This window comes from Dehalococcoidales bacterium (assembly GCA_028716225.1).
Lineage (GTDB): Bacteria > Chloroflexota > Dehalococcoidia > Dehalococcoidales > UBA5760 > UBA5760.
Genome location: JAQUQE010000001.1, coordinates 249,631 through 263,796 on the forward strand (window position 1 = coordinate 249,631; position 14,166 = coordinate 263,796).

A 14,166-nucleotide genomic window follows, 5' to 3' on the forward strand; every position below is an offset into this window, starting at 1 on the left:
TCACTATCCAATATATATTCTATCAGCTACCGACATCGATGACGAATACTGCCTGATAGGGCTTGTGGGCAACATAACCCACCTTTTCTTTAACTATCGCCATAGTGGGATCAGCGACAATCCATATCCCACTGCTGTATTTTTTGGGCAGGAGATTGGAATGCGCCGGGTCAAAACAGAGTATGCGGGCGTCACTACTCATTCCTAAAATATCCAGTATCGTCTTCTCCTCTTCAATGAAAGCCTCGCCGTCTCCGGAATAATAGACGAGACAGGTCATATGGTCCATTATCCAGTCGTCATCCGTATCAATACTGGCGATGGCGGCATCCAGACCAACCGATTCGTACAGGCTGGCCAGTAGAATGGCAAAATCATCGCAGTCACCACCTCCGGCATTGATGGTCTCATGAGCGTAGGCAAAATAGTTGTGACCCTTTGGGTCGCTGACATATCTGATATTACCGGCTGCCCACCGGTTTATTTGCCATATCTTCCAGGCTTCCGAGTTGGCCTCTATCTCATCCGGACAATCCCGAACCGCCGATACCGCGGTATTCCTGACCAGCGGGTCGGCTGACTCAACATAGTACTCGACACTCTGAGGCCGCTGCTGATCGGATTGGGACATGCTTACCGCCGGCTCCGGGGTTTTGTCATCAGGAATCCCTCTCCCCGGCAGACAGGCCGCCCCAACGAAGGCCAGCAAACCGACCAAGAAAACCAGTATAACCAGGTACGTTCCAAATAGCAACCGCCTCTTCCGTTTCATTCAGTCCTCTGCTATCTCCGCCGCCATTCTCAGGGCATAATGGTCAGTCATACCGGCGATATGATCAACCACCCTCCTTGCCATTTCATCACTATAGAGACGGTACTCCGGCGGCAATTTGTCTTCACCCTGATTTAAGTACCGGTATAAGCGGCAAATTACCCGCCTTGCCTCCTCCGCCTCTTCTCCACTGGAGATGGGATCATACACCCGCTCAAAGAGGAACTTACGTAGAGTATTGGTTGCCTCCTTCACTTCATGGCTCATACCGATAGCGGGATCACTTGGTACATCCGAGCCGTTGACTGCCTGCCAGGAATACTCAATGATATCAGAGACCATAGTATTAATACGCTGCGAATGGGACAACCCTAGCACCCTGATTGCCGAGATCGGCAGATCAACATCATTGAGAATACCCGCTCTTATCGCATCCCCGATATCGTGGTTAATATAGGCGATGATATCAGAAATCTTGCATACCTCTCCTTCCAGAGTATTTACCCTGCCCCAATCCTTTCCCATAACCTCTGTCCTTGTCTTGGAGTGATTAACGATACCATCCCGTACTTCCCAGGTAAGATTGAGCCCCTGCCCATCATTCTCGAGCAAATCAACCACTCTCAGGCTCTGCTCGTTATGTCGGAAACCCTGGGAGTAGAGTTCATTCAGCATATCCTCACCCATGTGTCCGAACGGGGTATGGCCCAGGTCATGCCCCAGAGCGATTGCCTCAGCCAGATCCTCATTCAGGTTCAGGGCACGAGCGATAGTACGTGCTATCTGAGAGACCTCAAGGGTATGGGTCAATCGGGTTACGTAGTGGTCGCCCAGAGGCGCAATAAATACCTGTGTCTTGTGTTTAAGGCGACGAAAGGCCTTGGAATGGATAATACGGTCACGATCACGCTGAAAAGCGGTACGGATGGGGCAGGGATCTTCCGGCTTGAGACGACCTCGCGACTGCTTACTTTTCGCCGCATTAGGGGAAAGAGCTGCCTCTCTTTCTTCAGCAGACTGACGGATATTTAGCCGGCTAACCATTAAGCTTCAGTTTTGCTTCCGCCTTGGAGATTATTTCTCTGGTAACGCCAATCATATCCGGACTTACCGAAACGGAGGTAATTCCCCATTGGACCAGCTTTTCGGTAAGGTCGGGGTATACCGATGGCGCCTGACCGCAGATAGAAGAGGTAACCCCCATACTATTGGTTGCCTTGATAACCTTCTCCAGGGAGAGGAGTACCGCCTCATCACGCTCATCGAATGACTGGGCCAGTACCGCATTGTCCCGATCAACACCCAGAGTAAGCTGAGTCAGGTCGTTAGAGCCGATTGATACACCGTCGATACCACAGGCAAGGAATTTCTCGATCAGAATTACGTTAGATGGCAACTCCACCATCATCCATATCTTGAAATCGCTGGAGCGCTTCAGCCCCTCTGCTGCCATAACCTCCAGTGTCCGGGACAGCTCACTGACGGTTCGCACAAACGGAATCATGACCCACAGGTTAGGATAGTCCTGTCGTACCTTCTTAATAGCATTCAACTCCAGTTTGAAGACATCAATGTCCTTGATGTATCGCGAAGCCCCCCGGTAACCGAGCATCGGGTTTTCTTCGACTTCTTCGTACTCCTCCCCACCCTTAAGCGACCGGTATTCGTTGGTCTTGAAATCGTTGGTCCGGTATACTACCGGCCGGGGGTTAAAGGCTTTAGCAAAAGCCGTTATTCCATTGGCAAGTTTAGTGGTGAATTCATCACCCCTGTTCTGGCTGAGCATGTAACTGGGGTGCTCTCCGATATGGGCAACCATAAACTCGGCACGCAGCAGACCGACACCATCCACATTACGGGCCGCCACTGAATCAACCAGCTCCGGCTGGGCCAGGTTAACATACACCCTGGTCTTGGTCTTAATCGTTTCCTTCAGGACACCGGAAACCGAAGCGGTCTGCATTCTTCGGGCTACCTTCCCATCATAAATCTTGCCGTGCGAACCATCCACAGTGATCACCTGGTTATCGCTTAAAGTTTCGGTAGCTTTTTCGGTACCCACGACGCAGGGAATACCCAGCTCACGGCTGATAATTGCGGCATGGGCGGTCCTGCCACCACGGTTGGTGACAATAGCAGCCGCTCTTTTCATCGCCGGTACGAAATCAGGAGTAGTCATTTCGGCAACCAGGATATCCCCTTCGGTCACCCGGTCAATCTGAGAGGCATCCGGTACTATCACTACCGGACCCGAAGCGATACCGGGACTGGCGGATACTCCTTTTAAGAGTACCGGGGCCTTTATTTCCGGTTCAACCTCGGTGAATTCTTTCACGGTAGTTACCGGACGGGTCTGAACGATAAATATCTCTTTGCCTTCCTTAGCCCATTCGATATCCTGGGGAACTCCATAGTGCTTCTCTATCTGTTTTCCTACGCTGGCCAGTGCGGTTATATCCTGGTCGGATATTTTCTGCAGGGACCGAGTTGAGGCAGGGACCTGCACCCAGATATTAGTTTTTTCACTACTGCGGTCAGGATTAATAATCAACTGACGGTCCTGCCGGCTCATCTTCTTTGAAATGATACTTAAGCTCTCTTTATCGACAATGTAGAGATCCGGGTTCTCCTCTCCCGATACGATAGCTTCACCCAGACCATAGATCGCTTCGATGACAATCTCGTTGGTAACACTGGTTACCGGTTCAACAGTAAACATAACGCCGGAAGCTTCCGACTGCACCATCCTCTGTACCGGAACGGCAATACCAACCTTAAAGTGATCAAATCCCTGTTTCTCCCTGTAGAATATGGCACGGGCTTCAAAAAGGGATGCCCAACAGCTATGAACCGCAGCGATTACTCCTTTCTCATCCCCTATATTGAGATAGGTACTCTGCTGCCCGGCGAACGAAGCCTCCGGCAGGTCTTCCGCAGTTGCCGAGGAACGTACAGCGACCAGGCCACCACCTAATTTGGCATAAGCACTCTTGATCTCAGTAACCAGCTCCGCCGGCATGGTAGCCTTAAGGATTACCTCCCGCACCTCTGCTGCCGTTTGCTGAAGTTGTTTGCTGTCATTAACATCCAGTGGCTGAAGAAGCTGGCGAATTTTATCGGTTACTCCCGTCTGCTTGAGAAAATTAAAATAGGCACTGGCGGTTACCACAAAGCCCGGGGGTACCGGGATACCGGCATTGGTCATTTCACCCAGGTTAGCTCCCTTACCACCGACAACAGGTATATCATTCTTCGTAATCTCATTGAACCAGAGGATAGCTTTCTCACCACTGTGCATAATCAAAGATCCCCCTTAATGATTAAGATAAGCTACATTAGTTTTTATTTTAGAGCTTTATTATATCATATGTTTCCGGTTGACAGTAGTTTTGCTGAAAGGTAGAATTAGACTAGCTGAAAGGGGAGGCACGGCGATGATAGAAATGACCATTGATAGCATCCGGGTCAGTCTGATGAACTACCAGCGGGTGGTAATCTTAAAGGAGAAGGATACGGAGCGTTACCTGCCTATCTGGATCGGTGCTGCCGAAGCGGATGCTATAGCGGTCAAGCTACAAAATGTTAATGTTCCGCGGCCTTTGACTCATGATCTGTTACAATCGGTAATAGAAGTCCTGGGAGCCAGCATCAATTCCATTATCGTCAGCGACCTGAAGAACGATACGTTCTATGCCCGGATTTTACTCAACGTGGATGGTGGTTTAATGGAGGTAGACTCCCGCCCCAGCGATGCGCTGGCTCTTGCAGTGCGTGCGGAGGTGCCTATCTATGCCGAAGAGTCGGTTCTGGATAAGGCCGGTATCTTCCTGGATAAGGAGTCCGGCAAGCCTACCTTCGGAGAAGGCGGATTAGATGATACCGAGGGTGAGAAGAAGGCAATTAGCGAAGAAGAGATGAAAAAGATGTCGGCTTTCCAGGAATTTATTAACACCCTTGACCTGGATGATTTTGATAAGCGTAAGTCTTAAACCTGACTACTAACGGTGCAAATAATACATCCCCTCTCTGCTAGTTATTCCGAGCAGAGAGGGGATATTTTCGCTTGGTAGACTACTATCCGGCCTATTCAGAATCCTGATAAATAAAAGGTTCTTTTCAGAGAATTTCGAGCGATGCCCTGGTGCCTGCCTTAGCTGCTTTCACCCTTATCAAGGTTCGTATGGCGGCAGCAATTCGACCCTGTTTGCCAATAACCCTTCCTTTGTCGTCATCGGCAACCTGCAGGGTAAACTTAGCGCCCTCTTCATCGTTTTCTTCGGTAACGACCACGTCGTCAGGTGCATTGACAATTGATTTAGCGATGTATTCTATTAGTTCCTTCATGATTTCTCCTTGACTTTCTTGAACTTTTCCATGATTCCTATTTTGGATAGCAGCCTGTTAGCAGTAACTGTCGGTCGTGCCCCCTGCCCCAGCCAGTGCAACGCTCTCTCCTCATCAATCACCACTGTCTCCGGATCGGTCAGGGGATCAAAATGCCCGATGACTTCGATGAATGCCCCGTCGCGGGGTGCCCGAGTATCAGCAATCACCACCCGGTAACTCGGCCTCTTCTTCGCTCCTACTCGTCGTAACCTGATTTTTACCAATTGCCCAGCAACCTTCCTCATTAATATTACCCCTATTATGCGCTACCAACTATTTGACTGTCAATAGCTATGGCTGCGACTTAGCGACGGTTACATTTGCCAGTAAGTCGTTATAATAGCTATAATCAGAAGGTGAAGGTAGCAAGACTGCACAGTTGGAGAGTCAGTGCCGCTCAGGCTATTGATATCCAGCGAAGACTGGCGGGAAGAGTGTCCCGTGACGGTGAACCTGGCAGTCTCCGCTTTGTTGCCGGTGTAGACATATCGGTAAGTAGGGCACTGGGCACGGCTACGGCAGCGGTCGTCGTCTTAATATACCCCGAGCTGATAGCAGTAGAGATAAAGAAAGCCAGCGGCAGACTTACTATCCCCTACATCCCGGGATTGCTGTCGTTTCGGGAGGCTCCCCTGATTCTAGCCGCCTGCCGTAAGGTCAGCCTCACTCCCGACCTTATCCTGGTTGACGGACAGGGAATTGCCCATCCTCGGCGGGTAGGGTTAGCTTCCCACCTGGGACTTTTGCTGCGGATACCGACCGTTGGCTGTGCTAAATCACTGCTCTGCGGTAAATATACGGAGCCCGGTAATGAGCCGGGGGACTACAGCGAAATATTGGATAATGGTGAGACTATCGGAGCTGCGCTGCGCACCAGAGCCGGCGTGAAGCCTATTTATGTGTCCACGGGACACCTGATTGGTCTCGAACCGGCTCTGTACCGGGTGCTTCAGTGCTGCCGGGGCTACCGATTACCCGAACCCACCCGTCTGGCTCACCTGGCCGCAGGCGGGAATCTGAAACCGGAAAATGATTACGGGAAGGCAGAATGCAGGAGTTAAAGAACAAACTGGAAGATTTAAAGGCTAGAGTATCTATGGCTCTGGTGCATCTTTGACATTAAGGCTAAAGAGAAGGAGATTGCTCGACTGGAGAAAGAGACTGCCGAGACTGGTTTCTGGTCGGATCAGAAGAAGGCACAGGGTATGATGCAACGGCTGGCAGACAACAGGAAGCTGGTTGAGCGGTGGCGCGGGTTAGAGAAAAGGGTAGCCGATACCACGGAGCTTCTCAATCTGGTTGAGGAGGAAAGCAACGAACAACTCGAGGGAGAAATACAGTCCGAAGTTGAAGAGATGGCTGCCCACCTGGATGAAATGGAACTCGAGCTGGCCTTTAGCAGCGAGTATGACACCAGAAATGCCATTCTGTCTATTCATGCCGGGGCGGGCGGTACCGAGTCCCAGGACTGGGCAGAGATGCTGATGAGGATGTACCTACGCTGGGCTGAGCGGCATGGCCACCGGGCGGAGATACTCGACGTCTCTCCGGGTGAAGAGGCGGGAGTGAAGAGCGTAGTTATTGAAATTACCGGCAGCTATGCTTACGGTTACCTGCAATCGGAGCACGGGGTTCATCGTCTGGTCCGCATCTCTCCTTACGACGCTGACCGTGCCCGTCATACCTCATTCGCTATGGTTGAGGTTATGCCCGAGGCCGAGACCGATGTTGATATCAGGATAGAGCCGGATGACATCAGGGTCGATGTCTTCCGATCCAGCGGACCGGGGGGACAGCACATGCAAAAAACGAGCAGTGCCGTCAGGATAACCCATCTGCCGACGGGATTGATAGCGACTTCACAGAGCGAGCGCTCCCAGCACCAGAACAAGGAGATTGCCATGAAGCTGCTTCAGTCACGGCTGCTGGAACTTGAGCTTAAGAAAAAAGCTGAAGAAAGAGCACGGCTGAAGGGAAAACGCATATCGGCGGGCTGGGGCAACCAGATTCGCAGCTATGTTCTGCATCCCTACCGGATGGTAAAAGATCACCGGACGAACTATCAGACCGGTAACACCGACGACGTACTGGACGGAGGATTGGACGGACTGATAACCGCCTATCTCAGGGATAATATCGGAGGGGAAGAAGATGATTAGAAAGACAGCCCCGCTGGTACTGGCTGCCTTCATGCTACTCACCCTTTTTAGTCCGGGTATGGTCCGGGCCGGGGATGGGCCGAGGGTACTGGATAACTCGGTGCAGGCGGAGTTTCCCTACCGGATCAGTTTCAGTCTGTCGGCAGATAGTGCTGTCGATATTACCGATATCCGTCTCTGCTACCGGGTTGACCAGACAAACTTCGCCCTGGTCAGTAGTGAAGTCTATATTGATTTTGCGCCGGCTACCAGCGTCTCTATTGACTGGGCCCTGGAAATGCTAAGAATAGGAGGCCTTCCTCCCGGGTCCAATCTGGAATACTGGTGGACGGTAGAAGATGCCAACGGCGATAGGATATCCACACCACCGGCCGGAATAGTGTTTGATGACAACCGCTATTCCTGGCAGAGTCTGACCGAGGGCCAGGTCACCATGTACTGGTATCAGGGAGATCAATCATTTGCCGGGGAGTTAATGCTGGCTGCCCAGCAGGCGCTTGGACGTCTTAACGAGTATACCGCTGCCCAGCTAGAGCGGCCGGTTAAGCTCTATATCTACGCCGATGCCCAGGATCTGCGGGGGTCGATGATCTATTCCCAGGAGTGGACGGGCGGGGTTGCCTTCACCCGCTACGGGATTATGGCTATCGGTATTGCTCCTGATAAGCTTGACTGGGGTCGGAGAGCAATCGCCCATGAGCTAACCCACCTGGTCATCCACCAGGTGACGCTCAACCCTTATAACACCATACCGACCTGGCTCGACGAGGGCCTGGCGATGCGTAGTGAAGGGCCGCTGCCGGAATCATTCCGCTCCTATCTGGATAGGGCGATAGCGGAGGGCAGCCTTATCTCGGTACAGAGCCTGGCATCGCCGTTTTCCGCTTACACCGATAAGGCCTCCCTTTCCTACTCCCAGAGTTATAGCCTGGTTGAGTTTCTCACCGAGAGCTACGGTCAAGACAAGATGTTTGATCTGTTAAATACCTTTCAAGAAGGCAGCACCTATGACGGGGCACTGATAAAAGTATACGGCTTCGATATGGATGGTCTGGACTATCTGTGGCAGGACTGGGTCACTCGGTCAGGGCAGCCTACTGCAGAGAACGGCCTGCATCTTGAGCTGGAAAAAGTCGCTAGTTGAAAGTGAGGATGAAGTCGAGACCGGTGAGAAGAATTCTTACGGTTGCCTTGATATTGGCCGGACTGCCGTTTTTGTTATCATCCTGTGCTCCCGGCATACCAGCGGATGAATACTATCAGCTTCAGGCCGATCTGGATGCGGCAGAGCAGAAAATAGACGAAATAACAGCAGAACTGGCGCAGCTTGAAGCAGACCACCAGGAACTACAAGGCAAGTATAACAGCCTGTATAACGACTGTCAGAGCTCGCGGGACAGCTACCAGAAGCTGCTGGAGCGGCTGGAGCAGTCAGAGATGGCGGATATTTCCTGGCCGGAGCTGAAGGAATTTCTCGAGCAGGATGATACCGATAGACTGACCTACATCGGGGGCAGATTTGATTGCAGCGGCTTTGCCATCACCCTGAGAGATCATGCCACCAGGTGTGGCATCCGGTGCGCCTACGTCGAGATAAGCTTCTCCGTGGACAGCGGGCATGCCTTAAACGCCTTTGAAACAACGGATATGGGCCTGGTCTATGTCGATTGTACCGAGGCCGACATGATAGCTTATGTCAAGCTAGATGAGCCTTACGGCACAATTAGCCTGGACGGGGTAAAGTCCGAGTATATCGTCTGCAGCGGAGACCCTGCCGAGTTCTGGGGACCGCTGGACTATAAGACCCATGCCAACCCCTTTAGTTACAGCTACTATACCGACTACCAGCGACGGGTCGAGTTCTACGGCGACAGTATCGAGGCCTACAACGAGGCGGTTAGAATGTACAATCACGGCAGCGAGCAGTGGTCATACGACCAGCTGACATCGTGGCTGGACAATATCAATGCTCTGAGAGAAGACCTGGGCACCCATTACCCTCTGGATGACGGGCAGATAAAGAACATCGAAACCTACTGGAACTAAAGGGTCGCTCCGGGAAATACATGAACAGTGCGAAAAGAGGAAATGACTTGAGGTTATACCGATGATGAAAAGAGCCGCCGTAATCTTCTCCGTTTTAGTGCTGCTAAGCCTGCTCATTACCGGCTGCTGGCCGACAGTACCGCCAACCCCGGTCTCCCCCACCCCCGAAGGGGAGACCCTCACCCTGTACGGAGTTGATCCGTCGACCCTCGACCCGGCAGTCTCCGGAGATACGACATCTCACGAATACATCATTCAGATATACAGCGGGCTGCTCCGGCTCGGTGATGACCTGGAGCCGGTAGCGGATATCGCCCGGGAATGGCAGATCAGTGAAGACGGCACTATCTACACCTTCTCTCTCCGGGATGATGTCAGGTTTCACGATGGCAGGGAGGTAAAAGCCGGGGACTTCAAGTACTCCTGGGAAAGGGCCTGCCACCCCGCTACCGGGTCCCTGACGGCGATTACCTACCTGGGCGATATTGTCGGAGTAAGCGAGGTGCTGGCCGGTAAAGCGGAAGAAATCAGCGGCGTTAAGGTTCTTGACGACCACACCCTGGAGGTAACCATTGACGCACCCAAGTCATACTTCCTGGCCAAGCTGACCTATCCCACTTCTTTCGTGGTTGACCGGAATAACGCGTCATCAGGGGGCGAATGGTGGCGCCGGCCCAACGGCACCGGTCCCTTCAAGCTAAAACAGTGGCAGAATAACACCCTGCTTATTCTGGGCAGGAACGAGATCTACTACGACCAGCCGGCTCAGGTCAGCCTGGTTGTTTTCCAGCTGTATAGCGGCATACCGATGCATATGTACGAAAAGAGCGAAATCGATGTCACCGGCGTCTCAATGTACTATATCGATAAGGTCACCGATGAACGGGGTCCCTTTTATCAGGACCTGATGGTCACCCCCGAGTTGAGCTTTTTCTACATCGGCTTCAATACCAATAAGCCCCCGTTTGACGACGCACTCATCCGTCGTGCCTTCACACACGCTGTGGATAAGGACAAGCTGGCCTCGCTGGTCTTCCGGAATACGGTAGAACCGGCCAGCGGTATCCTGCCTACCGGGATACCCGGCTATAACGACAGCCTGAAGGGATTGGAATACGATGTCGAGCTGGCCCGGGAACTGATTGCCCAATCCCGATACGGCGAAGCCGCCGGCCTGCCGCCGATCACGATTACCACTTCCGGGGAGGGAGGCGGTATATCCAGCGACCTGGAGGCAATTATCTACCAGTGGCAACAGAACCTGGGCGTAGAGGTAGAGGTCAGGCAGCTGGAATCAAAACGGTTCCTCTATCATATTAGCGAAGAGGCGGACGAGATGTTTTTCTACGGATGGGTAGCCGACTACCCTCACCCGCAGGACTTTCTCGATATCCTCTTTCGCAGCGGTGCTGAGAATAACAACGGCGGGTACAGCAATCCCGAGGTAGATAACCTGCTTGATATGGCGAACATCGAGATGGATAATGACCTGAGCCTGGCCCTGTACCGGCAGGCAGAGCAGGAGCTGGTCAACGACGCCGCCTGTCTGCCTCTGTGGTTCGGGCGAAACTACGTTCTGGTCAAGCCTTATGTCGAGGGGTATCAGCTCAACCTGCTCGGTTTGCCCTCACTAAAAAACGTCTCCGTTAGACCTCACTGATTTCCCGTACCATAGTGGCGGCGGAGGGGGTGGGATTCGAACCCACGGTCGCTTGCGCGACAACGGTTTTCAAGACCGTCACCATAGACCACTCGGACACCCCTCCATGATCACACTCAGCAGTGAGACGGTTTCCTGCAATTTCTCACGCTTACCCAGATACGAATATAGAGTTACGATCTCTTGTTGCAATATTTCTGCCGGGCTTTGCAGTCAAGGGTAAATCCCCGACAACCACTGTTTATTATACCGATAAGCTCGATAAATTGCCATGCCTGGATCGCTTCACATTTTATGTAACATGAAACATTTACGTCCTGCCTATTTGACATACAAGACATACTTGTAATACGATGTAGCCATGAAAGAAAGCAAGAGCAAGCCAAACATATCAATAAGGATTGACCCTGAAGCATTGCACCAAGCGAAGGTGGAAGCTATCAAAGCTAAGAAGACGTTAGGTCAATGGCTGGAGGAAGCTATCAAGGAAAAGGCAGGAGAAGAAAAGGGGAGAACAGCCGGGGAGGGAAGCGAGGTCGCTGCGGAAAATAAAGGGGTGATAAGCCAAAAAGAGAGTAAAAAGATAGATAAAGCAGCCCCACCATCGGTTATATCGTTGCTCAAGCAGAGGAGATAACAGTAACGAAATCAAATGGTAACTCTGGCGTTTTCAAAACCTTCACCATAAGACACCGTCAAATCGATTGGCTGCCACTTTATGAAAAATAAGTAAGACCTGAAATCGGTAACACTTGTCATATGTCTATCATGGTGATAGAATCTCGCGTAAGGAAATAACCCGTAATAACAGGCGAGATTACCTCATTCCGAGAGACGGCAAACGGTAATCGCTAGAGAATGTCAGGCAGCGCGCTGTGAATAAGTCCAGGAATATTAATATCACACTGGAGAAAGCGGCCCGGGAGTGGCGGGACGTTTTCGATGCCATGACCGACTTCGTCTGGATAGCGGATCCGGATTACCGGGTCCTCAGAACCAACCGCGCTATTGCCGATTTTCTGAAAATGCACCCCCGGGACATGGTCGGCAGGCATTGCTATGATTTGCTGCATAACAGTCACGGGCCGTCACCTGAATGTCCTCACCGGAGGGCCATTGCGTCCCAAAAAACCTGCAGCGGAGAGTTATATGAATCCCATCTCGGCATCTATCTGGAAATAACCGTCTCGCCTCTCATCGATGATAACGGAGTCATGATAGGATCGGTCCACTTAGCCCGCGACGTGACCGGACGAAAAACCGCCCAAGCAGCACTCAAGGCCTCGGAGGAGAAGCTGAAGCTCATCTTTCAATCGACAAGCGAAGGAATTGCCTGCTCCAACCTGGACGGCAATATCAGCGAAGCAAACGATCCGGCTCTCCGCCTGTTCGGTTATAAAAGTAAAGAAGAGATCATCGGGCACAACTTCTTCGAGTTTATTATCCCGGAAGACCATGCCCGGGCCAGGAAAAACATCGCGATGACAATAGCCATCGGGCAGGCCACCGGCGTTGAGTATACCTTCCTGAAAAGGGATGGTACTCGATTTCCCGGCGAGTTGAACGCCAGCGTCCTTAATGATGGCAGCGGAAAACCGGCCGGTTTTGTCGCCGTTTTCAGCGACATTACCGAGCGTAAGCAGCATGAAATAGCACTGGCCAGTTCTTACCGGCATGAGCTGGAGACAAGGAGAAAGCTGGAAGAGGAAAGAGGAAGGAGAATCAAATTTACCCACTATCTGGTACATGAGCTCAAGACCCCGCTCACTCCTATGGTGGCTTCCAGCGAGATGCTGACCAGAGAAGCTAAAGAGAGGAGAATTAAGCGGTTATCCCGGAACATCTACAGCGGCACCCTGTCCCTGGAGAAGAGGGTTAACGAACTACTTGACCTGGCCAGAATCGAGATCGGGGAAATGAAGCTGAACCTGCAGCCGGTAGACCTGACCAAGCTCATTCCTGATACCGTAGAAAAGATGAGACCAATGATGGAGGATCGCGGGCAATCGTTAAGCCTTCGTCTTCCGGTAAGCTTACCTCAAATCAGCGCCGATCCCTACCGTCTGGAGCAGGTCCTTATGAATCTGATCGGCAACGCGTCCAAGCACACACCTGATGGCTCTTCGATAACTGTCAGCGCCAGGCGAGAAAAGAATAGGCTGGCCATCGGAGTTCAAGACGACGGACCGGGCATCAGTAGTGCGGCCCAGAAGCACCTTTTTGACCCCTATTTCCGCTCCGAAGCGGCTCAGGATACTAAGGAGGGGCTGGGCTTAGGGCTGCCCATCACCAGGCATATCGTGGAGCTTCACGGCGGGCGAATCCGGGTCAAGAGCAAAACGGGCCAGGGCAGTACCTTCAGTTTTTCCCTGCCCCTGTCAACCGAAACGTCTCTTGAAGAGAGGGGGCAACAGGAATGAAACCAAACAGCATTCTCATCATCGAAGACAACCCCGATATCGTCGAGACGATTTCCATCGCCATCGAGATGCGGTGGACTGACGTCAAGATAGTCTCTTCCGCCCGGGGCGACCAGGGCCTCGAGATGACCGAGACCGAATCGCCCGACATCGTTATTCTGGACCTGGGGCTGCCTGATATCAGCGGTTTTGAAGTACTGAAGGGTATCCGCCTTTTCTCGGATGTCCCGGTTCTAATCCTGACAGCGAGAGCGGATGAAGCCGATATCGTCAAGGGTCTGGAATGGGGTGCTGATGATTATATGGTCAAGCCGTTCAAACAGCTCGAGCTGCTGGCGAGGATTCAAGGAATAGTACGGCGTCACAAACCCCTGATTAAGGATGCTCTAAGCTGCGGGCAATTATGCCTTCAGCTCAGTCCACCGCGGGTCACCTTGGGATCAAAGGAAATAAAGGTATCCCGCACCGAGGCACTGATTCTGGAACAGCTGATGAGGAACCCGGGCAATGTCGTCAGCTACGAGAACATTTCCCGGGCAATGTGGGGAGACGACTTTCCTGAAGCCGCCCAGAGCATCAAGGTCCACATCCGCCATCTCCGGGAAAAACTGGAGCCTGATCCCGGTCATCCCGAGATGATCATCACCAGCCCCGGAGCGGGCTATTCGCTGGCCCGACCTTCCTAGCCCGCGTTTCATTCCGCCTGGAAACCATCGAGCACAG

The 14,166-nt window shown here is 52.2% G+C and carries 14 protein-coding genes and 1 tRNA gene; 9 read left to right on the forward strand and 6 right to left on the reverse strand.

Annotated elements, in window-relative coordinates; all coding sequences use genetic code 11:
- Positions 1-22: 22 nt before the first annotated feature.
- From PHI12_01290 to ppsA, 3 genes are read right to left on the reverse strand one after another with little or no spacing between them, the layout of a single operon-like run.
- Positions 23-772, reverse strand: coding sequence for a transglutaminase domain-containing protein (locus tag PHI12_01290; protein MDD5509435.1), 750 nt, complete (start codon positions 770-772; stop codon positions 23-25).
- Positions 773-1,816 (reverse strand): deoxyguanosinetriphosphate triphosphohydrolase, encoded by a 1,044-nt coding sequence (locus tag PHI12_01295; GenBank protein MDD5509436.1) that lies wholly within the window; start codon positions 1,814-1,816, stop codon positions 773-775.
- Positions 1,809-4,070 carry a phosphoenolpyruvate synthase gene (gene ppsA, locus PHI12_01300; protein ID MDD5509437.1) on the reverse strand — a complete coding sequence of 754 codons (2,262 nt, stop codon included), beginning with the start codon at positions 4,068-4,070 and terminating at the stop codon, positions 1,809-1,811. Before ppsA ends, PHI12_01295 begins: the two co-directional genes overlap by 8 nt.
- A 136-nt stretch (positions 4,071-4,206) precedes the next feature.
- Here ppsA and PHI12_01305 point away from each other — a divergent pair, with 136 nt between their 5' ends.
- Positions 4,207-4,761, forward strand: a complete 555-nt coding sequence (locus PHI12_01305; protein MDD5509438.1) for a bifunctional nuclease family protein — start codon at positions 4,207-4,209, stop codon at positions 4,759-4,761.
- A 127-nt stretch (positions 4,762-4,888) separates the two neighbouring features.
- Here PHI12_01305 and PHI12_01310 read toward each other — a convergent pair whose 3' ends face one another.
- Both PHI12_01310 and rpsP read right to left on the reverse strand, forming a co-directional pair.
- A complete protein-coding gene (locus tag PHI12_01310; protein MDD5509439.1) occupies positions 4,889-5,116 on the reverse strand; it encodes a KH domain-containing protein in 228 nt (75 codons plus the stop codon).
- Complete coding sequence (rpsP, locus tag PHI12_01315) at positions 5,113-5,382, reverse strand: 30S ribosomal protein S16 (protein MDD5509440.1); 270 nt, start codon at positions 5,380-5,382, stop codon at positions 5,113-5,115. The genes PHI12_01310 and rpsP overlap by 4 nt, the downstream gene beginning before the upstream one ends.
- 132 nt (positions 5,383-5,514) lie before the next feature.
- On the opposite strand from rpsP, the gene nfi reads away from it, so the two are divergent.
- From nfi to PHI12_01340, 5 genes are all read left to right on the forward strand, one after another.
- Positions 5,515-6,219 carry a deoxyribonuclease V gene (gene nfi / locus PHI12_01320; GenBank protein MDD5509441.1) on the forward strand — a complete coding sequence of 235 codons (705 nt, stop codon included), beginning with the start codon at positions 5,515-5,517 and terminating at the stop codon, positions 6,217-6,219.
- Positions 6,207-7,317 (forward strand): peptide chain release factor 2 gene (prfB, locus tag PHI12_01325; protein MDD5509442.1). Its coding sequence is split into 2 segments (ribosomal slippage): positions 6,207-6,272 and positions 6,274-7,317, totalling 1,110 coding nucleotides; the frame shifts between segments, so codons are not numbered across the junction. The genes nfi and prfB overlap by 13 nt, the downstream gene beginning before the upstream one ends.
- The gene (locus PHI12_01330; protein ID MDD5509443.1) at positions 7,310-8,461 is read left to right on the forward strand and encodes a peptidase MA family metallohydrolase; all 1,152 of its coding nucleotides are present in this window, start codon (positions 7,310-7,312) and stop codon (positions 8,459-8,461) included. The genes prfB and PHI12_01330 overlap by 8 nt, the downstream gene beginning before the upstream one ends.
- Before the next feature lie 23 nt (positions 8,462-8,484).
- On the forward strand, positions 8,485-9,363 hold the full coding sequence (locus PHI12_01335) for a hypothetical protein (GenBank protein MDD5509444.1): 879 nt from the start codon (positions 8,485-8,487) through the stop codon (positions 9,361-9,363).
- Positions 9,364-9,424: 61 nt separating this feature from the next.
- A complete protein-coding gene (locus tag PHI12_01340; protein ID MDD5509445.1) occupies positions 9,425-11,023 on the forward strand; it encodes a peptide ABC transporter substrate-binding protein in 1,599 nt (532 codons plus the stop codon).
- Positions 11,024-11,044: 21 nt separating this feature from the next.
- On the opposite strand, the gene PHI12_01345 is transcribed toward PHI12_01340, so the two are convergent.
- Positions 11,045-11,129: transfer RNA gene (locus PHI12_01345), tRNA-Ser, on the reverse strand.
- Between the two features lie 255 nt (positions 11,130-11,384).
- Between PHI12_01345 and PHI12_01350 the strand changes: the two genes are divergently transcribed.
- From PHI12_01350 to PHI12_01360, 3 genes are all read left to right on the forward strand, one after another.
- A complete protein-coding gene (locus PHI12_01350; GenBank protein ID MDD5509446.1) occupies positions 11,385-11,660 on the forward strand; it encodes a hypothetical protein in 276 nt (91 codons plus the stop codon).
- Positions 11,661-11,898: 238 nt separating this feature from the next.
- A complete protein-coding gene (locus tag PHI12_01355; GenBank protein ID MDD5509447.1) occupies positions 11,899-13,443 on the forward strand; it encodes a PAS domain-containing sensor histidine kinase in 1,545 nt (514 codons plus the stop codon).
- Entirely contained in the window at positions 13,440-14,129 is a 690-nt protein-coding gene (locus PHI12_01360; protein ID MDD5509448.1) for a response regulator transcription factor, read from the forward strand. The genes PHI12_01355 and PHI12_01360 overlap by 4 nt, the downstream gene beginning before the upstream one ends.
- The last annotated feature ends 37 nt before the right edge of the window (positions 14,130-14,166 follow it).

Excerpts from the sequence above, each read along its gene's own strand:
- PHI12_01290 (MDD5509435.1), bottom strand. The coding sequence starts at position 772 with ATGAAACGGAAGAGGCGGTTGCTATTTGGAACGTACCTGGTTATACTG.
- PHI12_01295 (MDD5509436.1), bottom strand. The coding sequence starts at position 1,816 with ATGGTTAGCCGGCTAAATATCCGTCAGTCTGCTGAAGAAAGAGAGGCA.
- ppsA (MDD5509437.1), bottom strand. The coding sequence starts at position 4,070 with ATGCACAGTGGTGAGAAAGCTATCCTCTGGTTCAATGAGATTACGAAG.
- PHI12_01305 (MDD5509438.1), top strand. The coding sequence starts at position 4,207 with ATGATAGAAATGACCATTGATAGCATCCGGGTCAGTCTGATGAACTAC.
- PHI12_01310 (MDD5509439.1), bottom strand. The coding sequence starts at position 5,116 with ATGAAGGAACTAATAGAATACATCGCTAAATCAATTGTCAATGCACCT.
- PHI12_01330 (MDD5509443.1), top strand. The coding sequence starts at position 7,310 with ATGATTAGAAAGACAGCCCCGCTGGTACTGGCTGCCTTCATGCTACTC.
- PHI12_01340 (MDD5509445.1), top strand. The coding sequence starts at position 9,425 with ATGATGAAAAGAGCCGCCGTAATCTTCTCCGTTTTAGTGCTGCTAAGC.
- PHI12_01350 (MDD5509446.1), top strand. The coding sequence starts at position 11,385 with ATGAAAGAAAGCAAGAGCAAGCCAAACATATCAATAAGGATTGACCCT.
- PHI12_01360 (MDD5509448.1), top strand. The coding sequence starts at position 13,440 with ATGAAACCAAACAGCATTCTCATCATCGAAGACAACCCCGATATCGTC.